General features: G+C 64.2%; 13 protein-coding genes. 6 read left to right on the top strand and 7 right to left on the bottom strand.

Annotated elements, in window-relative coordinates:
* The first annotated feature begins 3 nt into the window (after positions 1-3).
* Both OKA04_RS10105 and OKA04_RS10110 read left to right on the top strand, forming a co-directional pair.
* Positions 4-453, top strand: coding sequence for an ExbD/TolR family protein (locus tag OKA04_RS10105; protein ID WP_264501036.1), 450 nt, complete (start codon positions 4-6; stop codon positions 451-453).
* Positions 454-474: 21 nt separating this feature from the next.
* Positions 475-2,136, top strand: a complete 1,662-nt coding sequence (locus OKA04_RS10110; RefSeq protein ID WP_264501037.1) for a prenyltransferase/squalene oxidase repeat-containing protein — start codon at positions 475-477, stop codon at positions 2,134-2,136.
* A 397-nt stretch (positions 2,137-2,533) separates the two neighbouring features.
* Here the strand turns inward: OKA04_RS10110 and OKA04_RS10115 are convergent, their stop codons facing one another.
* From OKA04_RS10115 to rdgB, 7 genes are all read right to left on the bottom strand, one after another.
* On the bottom strand, positions 2,534-3,616 hold the full coding sequence (locus tag OKA04_RS10115; protein ID WP_264501038.1) for a hypothetical protein: 1,083 nt from the start codon (positions 3,614-3,616) through the stop codon (positions 2,534-2,536).
* 152 nt (positions 3,617-3,768) lie between these two features.
* Positions 3,769-4,269 (bottom strand): RNA recognition motif domain-containing protein, encoded by a 501-nt coding sequence (locus tag OKA04_RS10120; RefSeq protein ID WP_264501039.1) that lies wholly within the window; start codon positions 4,267-4,269, stop codon positions 3,769-3,771.
* Positions 4,270-4,435: 166 nt separating this feature from the next.
* The gene (locus OKA04_RS10125; protein WP_264501040.1) at positions 4,436-4,954 is read right to left on the bottom strand and encodes an NlpC/P60 family protein; all 519 of its coding nucleotides are present in this window, start codon (positions 4,952-4,954) and stop codon (positions 4,436-4,438) included.
* Positions 4,955-4,983: 29 nt separating this feature from the next.
* A complete protein-coding gene (locus tag OKA04_RS10130; RefSeq protein ID WP_264501041.1) occupies positions 4,984-5,556 on the bottom strand; it encodes a hypothetical protein in 573 nt (190 codons plus the stop codon).
* Positions 5,543-5,983 (bottom strand): hypothetical protein, encoded by a 441-nt coding sequence (locus OKA04_RS10135; RefSeq protein ID WP_264501042.1) that lies wholly within the window; start codon positions 5,981-5,983, stop codon positions 5,543-5,545. The genes OKA04_RS10130 and OKA04_RS10135 overlap by 14 nt, the downstream gene beginning before the upstream one ends.
* Positions 5,980-7,713, bottom strand: coding sequence for a DUF3592 domain-containing protein (locus OKA04_RS10140; protein ID WP_264501043.1), 1,734 nt, complete (start codon positions 7,711-7,713; stop codon positions 5,980-5,982). Before OKA04_RS10140 ends, OKA04_RS10135 begins: the two co-directional genes overlap by 4 nt.
* A gap of 43 nt (positions 7,714-7,756) precedes the next feature.
* Positions 7,757-8,353, bottom strand: a complete 597-nt coding sequence (gene rdgB / locus OKA04_RS10145) for an RdgB/HAM1 family non-canonical purine NTP pyrophosphatase (RefSeq protein ID WP_264501044.1) — start codon at positions 8,351-8,353, stop codon at positions 7,757-7,759.
* Positions 8,354-8,432: 79 nt separating this feature from the next.
* Here rdgB and OKA04_RS10150 point away from each other — a divergent pair, with 79 nt between their 5' ends.
* The 4 genes from OKA04_RS10150 (at position 8,433) to OKA04_RS24730 (ending at position 12,082) form a co-directional block, all read left to right on the top strand.
* Positions 8,433-8,891 (top strand): thioredoxin family protein, encoded by a 459-nt coding sequence (locus tag OKA04_RS10150; RefSeq protein WP_264501045.1) that lies wholly within the window; start codon positions 8,433-8,435, stop codon positions 8,889-8,891.
* A 115-nt stretch (positions 8,892-9,006) separates the two neighbouring features.
* Positions 9,007-9,486: a thioredoxin family protein gene (locus OKA04_RS10155; protein WP_264501046.1), complete on the top strand. Its 480-nt coding sequence runs from the start codon at positions 9,007-9,009 to the stop codon at positions 9,484-9,486.
* Between the two features lie 163 nt (positions 9,487-9,649).
* Positions 9,650-10,141 carry a PA2169 family four-helix-bundle protein gene (locus OKA04_RS10160; RefSeq protein WP_264501047.1) on the top strand — a complete coding sequence of 164 codons (492 nt, stop codon included), beginning with the start codon at positions 9,650-9,652 and terminating at the stop codon, positions 10,139-10,141.
* Positions 10,142-10,336: 195 nt separating this feature from the next.
* Positions 10,337-12,082, top strand: coding sequence for an ankyrin repeat domain-containing protein (locus tag OKA04_RS24730; RefSeq protein WP_425503669.1), 1,746 nt, complete (start codon positions 10,337-10,339; stop codon positions 12,080-12,082).
* Positions 12,083-12,084 lie beyond the last annotated feature (2 nt).

The raw sequence follows: 12,084 nt of genomic DNA on the forward strand, positions 1-12,084 counted from the left end.
ACGATGGCTCACAAAAAGAAAAAGCGTAAGGAACCGGACTCGATTCACATCGGTTTCCAGATCGCGCCGATGATCGACGTGGTCTTCGTGATCATGCTCTTCTTCATGGTCATGGCGGGTCAGCAGGTAGTTGAGAACGAACTCAACCTGAAGCTGCCGGGCACGATGCAGACCGACGAGCCGATCACGGTCGAGGAAACCCAGATCCAGGTGACGGAGAGCGGCGAAGTGCTGCTCAACGAAGACCCGGTCGGCGCTCCGGAAGACTCGGCACTCCGGGAACTGGCTGCAAACATGCTCCGTCTCGCGGAAGCATCTAATGTTTCCGGCAACAAGGTCGTTGTAACCATCATGGCGGATGAATTCGCCCCGTACCAGCGGGTTATCGACGTTCTCAATGCGCTTGCCGTGGCACGCATCGAGAACGTGACCTTCGAGGTGCCGCCCCAGTAACCCCCTAAGAATCGAGCGGTCATGTACGACGAATACCAACAGGTTCCCGAGGTGCAGGAGGAGAGCAATATGAAGAAGCTCATCCGCAAGATGGGCCTCGGTGCCTTCTCGATCTCGGTCATCGTCCACCTCGTCTTCCTCGCCTTGGCGATCTTCTACTTCGTGCAGTGGGTCGAGCCCACGCCGGAGAAAGTCGATTTCCTCCCCGGCGGCGGCGGCGGCGGTGGCAAGGGTGGCGAAGTCAGCCACAAGCTCCAGCAGCAGAAGCGGATGATGACGAGCCCGGCGGCGACCCGCCGGATCGCGTCCACGTCCACGAATGCGGCATTCACCCTGCCGGATACTTCCAGCGAACTCATGGACACCGGCCTGCCGATGGACATGGGCATGGCGGAGGCCGGCGAAGGCGGCGGCACCGGCGGTGGCCGTGGCACGGGCGATGGCACCGGCATCGGCTCCGGCAGGGGCCCGGGCAAGGGCATGGGCTCCGGTGGCCTCGGCATCGGCGCGCTGATCCCGACCATCATGAAGGGCCGCTGCACCGACAGCGAGCGTCTCGCGATGCTCCGCGACGCGGGCGGCACCCCAGCCGTGGAGGAAGGGGTGAAGAAGTCGCTCGCTTGGCTGAAGGGCAAGCAGAACTCCGACGGCTCCTGGGGCAATGCCCACAAGGTGGCCATGACGGGTCTCTCGCTGCTCTGCTACCTCGGTCACTGCGAAAACACGCAGTCGAAGGAATACGGCGACAATGTGAGCCGCGGCATCACCTACCTCGTGAACATTTCCATGCAGAACGAGGGCAAGATGGCCTCGAACTTCAGCGGAAACTCCTGGGTGTATGAGCATGCGATCGCCACCTACGCCCTCTCGGAAGCACTGACCTTCTCCCGCGGCCTTCAATTCCCGGTGCCAAACCTGGAAGAAGCCGTGTTGAACGGTGCGACGCTGATCGTGAACGGCCAAACCGCAGCCGGTAGCTGGGACTACCACTACAAGGCCGAGTCGGACCGGAATGACCTCTCGGTCGCCGGCTGGCAGATGCAGGCGCTCAAGGCGGCGAAGGCCTCCGGCGTGAAGATCAAGGACCTGGACAAGGCGACCCGCAACGCGGTGAAGTGGCTCGAGAGCGAGGCTTACCTCGACAATGGCCGCTTCGCCTACACCGGTCGGAATGCCAACCCCGGCCTGACCGCGGTGGGCGTGCTCTGCCTCCAGCAGTGGGACAAGTCCTCCAGCCGTGCCGTGCGCGGTGGACTCAGCCTGATCATGGAAGGCCTGGAGCTCCGCAACAAGCCGGGTGCTCGTGTGAAGGACGCCGAGTTCTCGCCGCTCTACACGATGCGCTACAATGGCCCGAACGGTGACCTCTACGCGTGGTACTACGCGGTGCAGGCCATGCGGAATGCCGGTGGCAAGGAGTGGGAAGCCATGAACAAGGCCATCCTCGAGGACATCCTGCCTGCCCAGAATGGCGACGGCTCCTTCAAGACTGAGAACGGCCAGGTCGCCCGCAATGACGCACTGGTCCACGTCCGTGGCACCGAGGCGGCTGGCACCTCCCGGGACATCTACCTCCAGTGCCTGAACACGCTGATGCTGGAAGTTTACTACCGCTTCCTGCCCGCCACCTCGGCTGGCAAGGGCCGCAGCGGCGGTCTGGATGCGCTGGACGACCTCCGCTGATCCCGGCTGACCGTTTAAAGAAACATCACTTCAAGGAGGGGGCCAGCCGGTCCCCTCCTTTTTTGTGCCCGGGTGGTCCGTGGAGAGGAGCCGGTCCGGGGACGAGGAGCGCTCTAAAGCGCTTCACTCAAAGTCGTAGCCGCTTCTGGGGGATGGCTGGGGTCCGCTCTCTCAATGGGTCGAAGCCTCCATTTCACCGCGAAAGAACGCTAAAAGACGCGAAATCTAAAGGCAGGAAGAGAAATCCAGAGTCAAAAATTTCGCGGGATTTCGCGTTTTTCGCGGTTCGATCTGCTTTTCTCCGATGCCTGCGGGGCGGCTACAGTTCAAAGTAAAATGCGCTGGATGGCCCTGCGTCGTGAAGAGCAAGTGCGCGCGCCGCAAAGGGCACACGTGATCAAGCGCCTGCCAGCTCGGCGAAGAGGATCTGACCGCCGCTGGTCTGGAGGGTGCTGATGACCACCACGTCCTGGGTGGTGCCGATCTTTGGCGAGGCGTGGTTGACCACGATCATCGTGCCATCCGGCAGGTAGCCCACGCCCTGGTGGTCGTCCTTGCCGCCGCGGACCAGGGCGAGGCGGACTTTTTCGCCCACTGCGACGGAGGGCCGCAGGGCATCGAGCAGGTCGTCGAGGTTCAGGACCTCGAGGCCGCGGAGCTTGGCCACCTTGCAGAGATTTTCGTCCGTGCTGAGGAGGCGTGCACCGAGGAGCTGGGCCATCTGGAGCAGCCGGCCGTGGATGGTCTCGTCGCCGGAGACGGCGGAGGCGTCCTCGATATTCACCTGCATGTCGCGTGAGGCGCGCATCTGCTCCAGGCAGGCGAGGCCCCGCTCGGCACGCTGGCGCTTGGCCGGCGTGGGGGAGTTCGCCAGGACCTGGATCTCATCCAGCACGAAGCGCGGAACCACCAGACGGCCGTGGAGGAAGCCGGCCCGCACCACACCGGGGACGCGGCCATCCATCACGGCCTCGGCATCCAGCACCACGGGCTGGCCGGTGCTGCTATCCTGGCGGAAGCGGACGTAGGGCAGGATGAAGGCGAAGTCGTCCCGGCTGCTGCGCAGCGCCAGCACCGCGCCGAGGAAGCCGAGGCTGGCGTAGAGGATCGTCTGGATGGCGAAGGTGGCCGTGCTGATGAGCGACTCCGCCGCCACGTCATCGACGCCATCCTGCGCGAGGAGCCGGTAGCGCAGCGCGAGGGACACCAGCGCGGAGATATCCACCCGGGTGATGAGCCAGGCGCAGAACATCCCGACCAGCAGGCCGAAGGTGGCGGTGGAAAAGCCACGCAGGCTGAAGCCCTTCATCAGCGACTCCACCCAGATGAAGAAGCCGCCGACCACCAGCCCGGCGATGAGGCCGGAGGTCATCGACACCTCCACGGGCGTGCCCTTCGTGCTCAGGGCGATGGCCACTCCGGCGCTCTCGCAGACCAGCAGGTAGATCAGGCGGGCGACATTGACGGAAGCGGGGGCCATGGGAGTAGGCGGAGCATCCGTCATTCACGCCCATGCCGCAAGCCCAAGGGGAGCCCCGCCACTTGTCCGCCCGGCGTGGGAAAAAGAAAAAGCCCCGCCTTCCGTGAGGAGGGCAGGGCCTTGGGAAAAGATATCAGGTCAGGCTGGATGGATCACCAGTCGTCGCCGCCGCCGTAGCCGCCGCCACCACCGCCGTAGCCGCCCTTGCCGCCACCACCGTAGCCGCCCTTGCCACCGCCGCCGCGGCGATCACCACCGCCGCCGCCGTAGCCGCCCTTGCCACCACCGCCGCCGCCACGACGATCACCGCCGTAGCCGCCGCCGCCACCACCACCGCCGCCACGGCGATCACCGCCGAAGCCGCCGCGTCCACCACCACCGCCGCCGCCGCCGAAGCCACCTGGCTTGCTTTCGCGGGGTTCGGCCGGGTTCACGCGAAGCGGGCGCCCGCCCAGCTCCTGGCCGTTCACGGCGTCTGCCGCTTCCTTGACCTTGGAGGAGTCCGACAGGGTCACGAAGCAGAAGCCACGTGGACGACCTGTTTCGCGGTCCATGACGATTTTAACTTTCTCCACCGGACCAAAGGCGGCGAAGAGTCCTGCCACTTCTTCCTCGGTGGCGCTGAAGGGCAGATTGCCCACGTAGATGTCCATTGTCTGTAGTCGCAACGCCAATTGATCCAAACCACTTCCACAGCCAATGGCGCCACGGCCGGTAGAAGCGTGTCCGGAATTCTGCGCCGGACTTTGATCCCGCTACACGGTCGCTGCTTTCACTGCAAGCCCATAAATCACGGGGCAGGAGGGACCTGTGGTCGCTTCAGAGCCCCGCGGGGTGGCGCATCACGTGGCCCTTGCCGGGGCGGGTGCGCGTGTGCCAGCGCGGGCCGGAGCGGTCCGATCCCCAGCCGGTGTCGAGGCGGAGACCTGCCACGGTCATGAAGACGTGGCCGCTGCGGACATAGACGGTGATCCAGTCGCCCTCGCCCTTCTTGCCATAGTTGTAGTAGCCGCTGCTGGGCATGGAGCCCTTCAGCAGGCCCGCCTCGCGCAGGACGTAGGAGACAGTGCCGGAGCAGTCGTAGCCGCTGTCATTGTGGCGGGCATGGCCGCCGCCCCACTTGTAGGGCTTGTTTTGCAGGCGGTTACCGGCGGCGATCGCCTTCTTCACGGCCAGCGGCGCGCGCTTGGGAGCGTAGGCGATGCCATTGACGACTTTGGCCGTCTGGCCGTCCCGGAATTGGTAGGAGACCGACTGCTTCGCCTTCACCTGGCTGGCGCATGAGCTGAACCCGAGAGCCAGGACCGGCAGGGCGAGCAGGGTCAAAAGTCGTTTCATGATGCGGACTTTATGGATTTATGAAATTTTTACAAAACCTTTCTACCCGCCAGATCGTCGTAGCAGGCGAGCCAGAATTCCCGGAGATTTCCGTCACAGCGCCGGAATCGGGCATCGAGGTCAAACCGGAATTGCCCGGCGTGGGAAGCCGAAATCCTCTCTAACAGTGCTCCCGCAAGCTGCGGCGTGGATTTCAGCCGCAGGAGTTCCGGCCATCCCCGGGCCCGGTAGCGGCTGACGAGGATGCCCGCAGCGGCCTTCGCCGCGCGATGAAGCGCGGGCCGATCCCTCAGGGCGAGGTAGTCCGCGCCATCGATAATCCAGACCCGCCCTGCCCCCGTGGCGATCTGCTGCCGGTCCGCTTCGTCCAGCCGACGCCGCTGCTCATTGAAATGCAGCACCACGGGGGAGTCGCAGCGCTGTGCCCAGGCGCGGAGCAGGGCGCTCTTGCCCGCGCCGCGGTGTCCGGTGACGGCGGCGCGGCGGCCGAGATCGTGCCACCGTGACTCCAGCGCCTCCCAGGTCGTCCCGGCCAGTGCGGGATCGTAGCCCAGCAAGCGCTCTAGCCTGCCGGGGGCGAAGGGATTCTCACCGGCCCTCATGAGTTCTCACCTTCCGGAAGCCGAGGCGCTTCGCCCATCTCCCGGCCCTGCCGATGGAGCGGGCGTCCGGCACCTCGCGCAGCACGATTTCCCGCCGTTGCGGCGAGACGGTGAATTCCTCGACTCCGAGCGCGCCGACTTTCCTGGCGACCACCTCCAGTGCCCAGGTGATGCGGATCAGCGTGCCATTCGTGCTCCACGGCTCGGCGGGCAGGGGGAAGGAAAAGGCGCGCTCGCCGCGCCGGGTATCGCCCAGCGAGAGGACCTGGATGGTGCGGGATTCCTCGGTGCCGCGGCCGCGGGTGAACCAGCACAGCCGCAGCTCCAGCTCGCGCGGGTCCTTCTCCAGCTCCCAGCGCACCTGTCCCGAGACCGACTCGTACGGGCGCAGGTCGCGGCGGTCGATCGTGATGGTGGCGGAGTTCATGGCAGTTCCGAGGGGTCGTGGGGATGGACGAAGATTTCGCGCTCGTCGCGGACGTCGGGCATCCGGGGGATATTCGCGTGCAGCGAGACGCTCCAGACGATGCGGTTGTTTTTCCCATGGAAGGTCGGCACGGAGTCCTCCGGTATCCTCAGCGAGACTCCGCCGGCGGACATGGCCTGCGGGATCCTCGTCTCGAAGAGCACCTCCTCGTGGAAGACGGACTTCGCCGTGGTCGTGCTGGAGCCCTGCGAATACGTCGCCTCCTCGCGCCCGATCAGCAGGAGCGTGAACTCCTTCGGCTCACCCCGGCCCCCGGCACGCCGCCACTGGAGGCGGGCGGAGCGCCCGGGCTTCAGGCCGCCTCCCACGAGCTGGACCTCGAAGCGAGGCGCGAAGATCGAAAGGAAGGTATAGCAGGTGGCCCCGATCATCCCGATGCCGACGAGGAAGAACGGGATCATGAACAGCACGGCGAAACCGCCGATCACCTTGCCAAAGCCACCGTCCGAAAAGCCCGAGAACTCGCGCAGGAAGATGGTCATGAAGCCATTCCAGAAGAGCGTGAATACGAGAAAGCCGATGAATGTGCCCACCCGCGATCCTCCCGCGCGCACCCACCGGTCGGCAGGCAGCGACTTCGCGTCGAGCCGGGCGGCCCGGGCCACCGCGACGTGACCGCCGCTGCGCGCGCGACGGCGGGCGACGCCGGGCTGCGTGCCACGTTTCCTAAAAATCGCCCACACGCCGCCGAAGCCGACCGCGAGGAAGGGCAGGGGGAAGAGCGCGAAAAGTCCCCACCATCCGAGACTGCGATCCACCACCGCACGCCACGGCTTCTGCGGATCTACCAGCACGGTCAGCTTCGAGCCCTCCGGATGCGCCCGGGTAATCTCGCGCTTGCCCTTCGATCCCGAGGAGGAGCCGCCGAGGATGTTGTAGCGGTTCGAGCGGTACTCCCGTCCGGCCACCTCGTAGCGGTAGAAGATGTCCACGGCGTAGGTGGTGCCATCGCTGTCGCTCTTGCTCGTCACGCGGCTCCAGATCACCTCGGCTTCGGTTTCCTGCCAGCCGCGCATGTCGGCCCATTCCAGAGCCTTCGGGATGACCAGGCCGACAAGGACGGCGAGCCCGGCGCAGCCGAAGAAAAGGAAGAAGACAATTCCCAGCAGGGGGCTGTCCGTGCCGCCGCTTCTCCCGCCGGAGATCGACCTCCTGCCCCCGCCGGTGAAGATCATGACCAGACCGATCAGCACGAAGAATCCGCCGAAGCCCGCGAAGGCAAGCCCGCCCCAGATCATCGCTCCGCCGGACGGGATCAGCACGGCGGTCTGCGGTTCGCCCGGCTTCACCCGGCACTCGGCAGTGACATTCGCGATGGTGGCCAGCGGCCCTTCCGGGCCCATGGCGTAGCCTTCGCGGATCTCTGCCAGATCCTCGTAGTCATCGCTGCCTTCCTTGTCCTTCCACAGGCGGGTGCCGGTGTAGGAGTGCCCATCCACCTCGTAGCGATACGACAGGTCGGGCCGGAAGGACTGCTTCTGCGACTGGTCGGCGACGATCTCGAAGCGCTCGATTATGCACGGCACGGTGTCCCAGCCCCGCGACTCGATGGCGCTCCACGTCAGCCAGATGCCGAGGAAAAGGAAGATCGAGCTGAAGGCCGTCCAGAAGATGCCGAAGATCCGCGGCCCGCATCCGACGCTCGATTCACTGCTGACACCTGCATCCACGCCGCGGATCTAGCAGATCGGTCGGTCGGGCGCGGCAGGAAAATCAAGCGCGTGATTCCAGCCACGCGACCACGTTGGCCAAGGCGCGGCCGCGGTGGCTGAGGGAGTTTTTCACCTCCGCGCCGAGTTCCGCGAAGGTCCGGTCATGGCCCTCCGGAGCGAAGAGCGGATCGTAGCCGAAGCCGCCCGCGCCATACGCCTCGCCGAAGATGCGTCCCTCCACGGTGCCGCTGAAGTCGCCGAGCACCTGGCCGCCTTCCGCGAGGACCATGGTGCAGCGGAAGCGGGCGGAGCGATCGTCCTTGCCAGCCATCTCGTCCATCAGCCGGGCGTTGTTCTTCGGGTGATTTCCCTCTTCTCCGCCATAACTGCTGGACCACACGCCGGGGGCTCCGCCGAGGGCGTCCACCTCCAGGCCGGAGTCATCCGAGAGGACCAGCCCGGGGACGTGGCGGCTGATCGCGATGGCCTTCAGCGTGGCATTCTCCAGGAAGGTGGTGCCGGTCTCCTCGACAGCGGGCAGATCCGGGAAGTCATTGACGTCCATGACCTGGTAGCGGTCGCCGAGGATCTCGCGGATTTCCTGCGTCTTGTGCGCGTTGCGGGTGGCGATGACCAGGATCGGCGGGTCGGAAGGCATGGCCGTGGGTAGCGTTCTACCCGATCGGGGCCAAGAATTTTGAAATAATCGCCAGCGATGTTACGCCTATAGGCAAGCAATGAAAGCCATCACCTACCTCGCCGCCTTCACCGTTGGTGCCGCCGCAATGGTCAGTTCCGCATTCTCAAAGGAGCTCGAGGGCTGGTCCACCGATCTCGAAAAGGCCTTCGCCCAGGCGAAGAAGGAAAAGAAGCCCGTGCTGGTCGAGTTCACCGGCTCGGACTGGTGCCCGCCGTGCATTGCGATGCGCAAGAACGTCTTCTCCAAGAAGGAGTTCGTGGATGCCGCCAGCAAGAATTTCATCCTCGTGGAGCTCGATTTCCCGAATGGCGACAAGGAGCTGAAGAAGAAGAACCAACCCCACTTCGAGAAGTACAAGATCGAGGGCTTCCCCACGGTCATCCTCTTCGATGCCGAGGGCAAGGAGTTCGACCGCTTCTTCGCCATTAAGTATCCGAAGACCGAGGCCTTCCTGAAGCACCTCGACGAGGCGCTCGAGAAGAAGAAGCTCGATTGAGCGACTGGTTTCATAGGAGTGAGCTGTTCATGGCAGCTCGGCCCCGCCCGGCGTGGTTGCCGGGACGGGGTTTTTTCGTGGAATACCGGCGCGTGAGATGACGTCTTAGTCCCCGATGAAAACGCTGCTCCGCTCGCTCGCCGTGCTCGCTGCCACCGCCTCGTTCGCCTTTGGCAGCGAGGGCTGGATGACCAATTGGGAAGAGGCCAAGGCGAAGGCCAAGGCCGAGAACAAGCCGATCCTGATCAATCTCACCGGCTCCGACTGGTGCGCCTGGTGCATCAAGATCGAGAAGGAAGTCTTCTCCTCGAAGGAGTTCCAGGAATTCGCCAAGGCGAATGTCATCATGATGGAAGCCGATTTCCCGCGGAAGAAGGACCTCGTGGAGAAGCAGCCGGCGGAGATCAAGAAGCAGAATGCCGAGCTGAAGAAGCAGTACCTCGCCGGTGGATACCCGACCGTCTGGCTGCTGGATGCCGAGGGCAAGAAGCTCTCCGAAGACCTCGGCGAACTGAAGGGCGGCACGAAGGCCTACATCGAGAAGCTGACCGAGCTGATCGCCAAGTCGAAGGAGGCCGAGGAAAAGGCCGAGTAAGGCATGCGGACCGCCCGCGGGAGGCAGAGCGCAACAAACAGGTTGCACGCTGCCTCTAACGGGTTCCCCAAGGGGACGGCGGGGTCAGGGGAAAGTCGCTGATTTTCAGAGTGGAGAGTGCGCCGTGCCATCCCGGCATATGCCCTGCGAAAGGATGGGCACGATGAAAACCACCACTCGCCCCAACCCCGAGGCCGCTTCCCTGCAGGACATCCTGACCCGCCTGAATGACTCCATCGACGGCTTCCGCCTGGCGGCCGATTTTTCGACGGACTCCGCGTTCATCCGTCTCTGCGAGCGGTCTGCCGAGACCCGCGAGGCGATGGTGGAGGAACTCGCCGCCGTGATCGCCGAGTGCGGCATGGAGCCGTCCCTGGAAGGCAGCCGCGAGGCATCGGTCCACCGCGCGTGGATCCGTTTCGTCTGCCAGGTGCATCCGCAGTTCCGCAAGCGCCTGCGCGCCGAGTGCGAGCGCGGGGAGAAGGAATTCCAGCGCACGCTGGAAGGCCGGAATCGCCCCGCCGCCCGCAGCGAGCGCACTGGCAACATGCTGTCCGACCTCAGCGCCCACGTTGCTACCACGCTCTCTGCCCTGCGCCGCGTCGAGACCGCGTCCCGCACGAAGGCCCAGCCGCACTACGCCGCTGCCGCCTGATACGGAGCCCCATCACGCCGGTCGGCCCCCGCGCCCACCGTGAAAGCACCCCGCCCGGCCACGGCCGCGGCGGGGTTTTTCTTTTCGCTTCCGGAGGATATTGCTTTCGGAGAAGAAGTTATCTGTATGGACGATTTGCACGTGGCCGCTCGGGTGGGAGACCTTGATGAGATACAGCGGATACTCAATCAAGGGATGCAGGTAGATCATCGTGATTCCGAGGGCCACACGCCGCTGATGGCAGCATGTTTGAGCGATTCGGCAGGGGTCGAAGTGTTGGATCTTCTGGTGGATCGCGGAGCGGACGTGAATGCGCTCGTGATGAAAGCAGTGGCTGCGGTTCCAGATTTCCAAATGCCGGATATCGCTAACCTTGATTTGGATGAGGAGACGAGGGCTCTCCTCGAGGAGGCTAGGAAGATCACCGCCGGATACGTGAGCGTAGCAGATCAGGAGCATCCCGATGTGCTGTCTGTCGCTGTGGCTGACGCAAGCTTGGAGAAAATACAGCGTCTTACCGAGCTCGGAGCCAATCCGGCGTTTGCCTCGGCACATGGCTACACACCCGTGATGATGGCCATCTTCGCCGGGAGAATGGACGTTGTCGAATTGCTGGTAGGCGCGGGTTGGCCTGTCGATGGTCTTACGAGCCATGGGGAATCGGCACTGCGATTGTTTTCGCGAACCGCAGAATTCAAGGAGGTAAGAAGGTTGCTGGATCTCGGGGCCGATCCGGATCCATTGGAGTGGGCACCGCTTCACAGGGCGGTCGCCTTGGGAACGATCGAAGAGGTTTGCGAGCTTGTGGACGGAGGTGCGGATATGGAAGTGGAGGATTACTGGGAGCGATCCGCATTCCTGCTGGCGGTGCACGCTGGTGACATCGGGAAGGCGGAGATGCTGCTTTCAAAAGGAGCAAACAGGGATGCCAGAGGCCGCTGCCGTAGGACGGCGCTCCAATACCCCATGAACCATGACGACGCGGCGATGCTGCGTTGGCTGCTGGACCAGGGATTCTCACCGGCGGTGAAGGATGGTTTTGGCCACACTCCGGTGATGGACGCGGTCGATCATTCAGCGGCAGATTGTTTCGAGATCCTCCTTGAGGCCGGTGCGGACTGGGAGACGGGCAAGCATGAGGGCACGCGTCTTATCTCCGATGCGACCCACCCGAGGATCATCCAGCGCCTCCTCGATCTCGGCGAGAATCCCGCGCATCTGGAAAGGGAGGCCCTGCGCGAATGGATCGGTCTGGGAACCCGCGATGAATTGCAGGTCAGCCGGGCGGAGTATGACCAAGGTAGCTCGCGTCGATTTGGCACCGCAAATCCCGAGCGGATGAACGTGCCCTTCTGGAATGCCATGGTCCGCAACGGCTGGACCGGGTATCGGGCGGCGAAGCATTTTGGCGAGGACTCCACCGACCGGGGAGATCCGGTTTGGTGTCATGATCGCCTTGGCACGTCGATCACCCCGCTGCCGGACGGTCGCTTCATCGAGATCGCTGGAGAGCACGAGGACCACTACGACCCGGACTTCTGCATCTACAATGACGTGATCATCCACGACGGGAAAGGTGGCTTCGAGATCCTCGGCTACCCGGAGGAGGTCTTCCCGCCCACCGACTTCCATTCCGCGACGCTTGTCGGGGAGTGGATCTATGTGATCGGGAATCTCGGGTATCGGCGGACCCGCGAGGCATTCTCGGGCGAGACGCAGGTCTTCCGCTTCCATATTGGCAGCGGGGCGATGGAGCGGGTGGCCACGAGCGGGGAGTCGCCCGGCTGGATCCATTCCCATCAGGCGAAGCTGGGGGACGGATGCATCCGGGTTTTCCAAGGGAATGTCCTGGCAGCCGATGAGAGCGGGGAAATCACGAAGTCGTCACTCTCCGGTTCCTACTCGCTGGACCTCGCCAGGGCAGTCTGGACCCGGCGATGACC

This window comes from Luteolibacter flavescens (assembly GCF_025950085.1).
GTDB classification, from domain to species: domain Bacteria; phylum Verrucomicrobiota; class Verrucomicrobiia; order Verrucomicrobiales; family Akkermansiaceae; genus Haloferula; species Haloferula flavescens.

Bases quoted from the DNA above. Each gene is read 5' to 3' on its own strand.
- OKA04_RS10105 (WP_264501036.1), top strand. From the start codon at position 4: ATGGCTCACAAAAAGAAAAAGCGTAAGGAACCGGACTCGATTCACATC.
- OKA04_RS10110 (WP_264501037.1), top strand. From the start codon at position 475: ATGTACGACGAATACCAACAGGTTCCCGAGGTGCAGGAGGAGAGCAAT.
- OKA04_RS10115 (WP_264501038.1), bottom strand. From the start codon at position 3,616: ATGGCCCCCGCTTCCGTCAATGTCGCCCGCCTGATCTACCTGCTGGTC.
- OKA04_RS10120 (WP_264501039.1), bottom strand. From the start codon at position 4,269: ATGGACATCTACGTGGGCAATCTGCCCTTCAGCGCCACCGAGGAAGAA.
- OKA04_RS10125 (WP_264501040.1), bottom strand. From the start codon at position 4,954: ATGAAACGACTTTTGACCCTGCTCGCCCTGCCGGTCCTGGCTCTCGGG.
- OKA04_RS10130 (WP_264501041.1), bottom strand. From the start codon at position 5,556: ATGAGGGCCGGTGAGAATCCCTTCGCCCCCGGCAGGCTAGAGCGCTTG.
- OKA04_RS10135 (WP_264501042.1), bottom strand. From the start codon at position 5,983: ATGAACTCCGCCACCATCACGATCGACCGCCGCGACCTGCGCCCGTAC.
- rdgB (WP_264501044.1), bottom strand. From the start codon at position 8,353: ATGCCTTCCGACCCGCCGATCCTGGTCATCGCCACCCGCAACGCGCAC.
- OKA04_RS10150 (WP_264501045.1), top strand. From the start codon at position 8,433: ATGAAAGCCATCACCTACCTCGCCGCCTTCACCGTTGGTGCCGCCGCA.
- OKA04_RS10155 (WP_264501046.1), top strand. From the start codon at position 9,007: ATGAAAACGCTGCTCCGCTCGCTCGCCGTGCTCGCTGCCACCGCCTCG.
- OKA04_RS10160 (WP_264501047.1), top strand. From the start codon at position 9,650: ATGAAAACCACCACTCGCCCCAACCCCGAGGCCGCTTCCCTGCAGGAC.
- OKA04_RS24730 (WP_425503669.1), top strand. From the start codon at position 10,337: ATGCAGGTAGATCATCGTGATTCCGAGGGCCACACGCCGCTGATGGCA.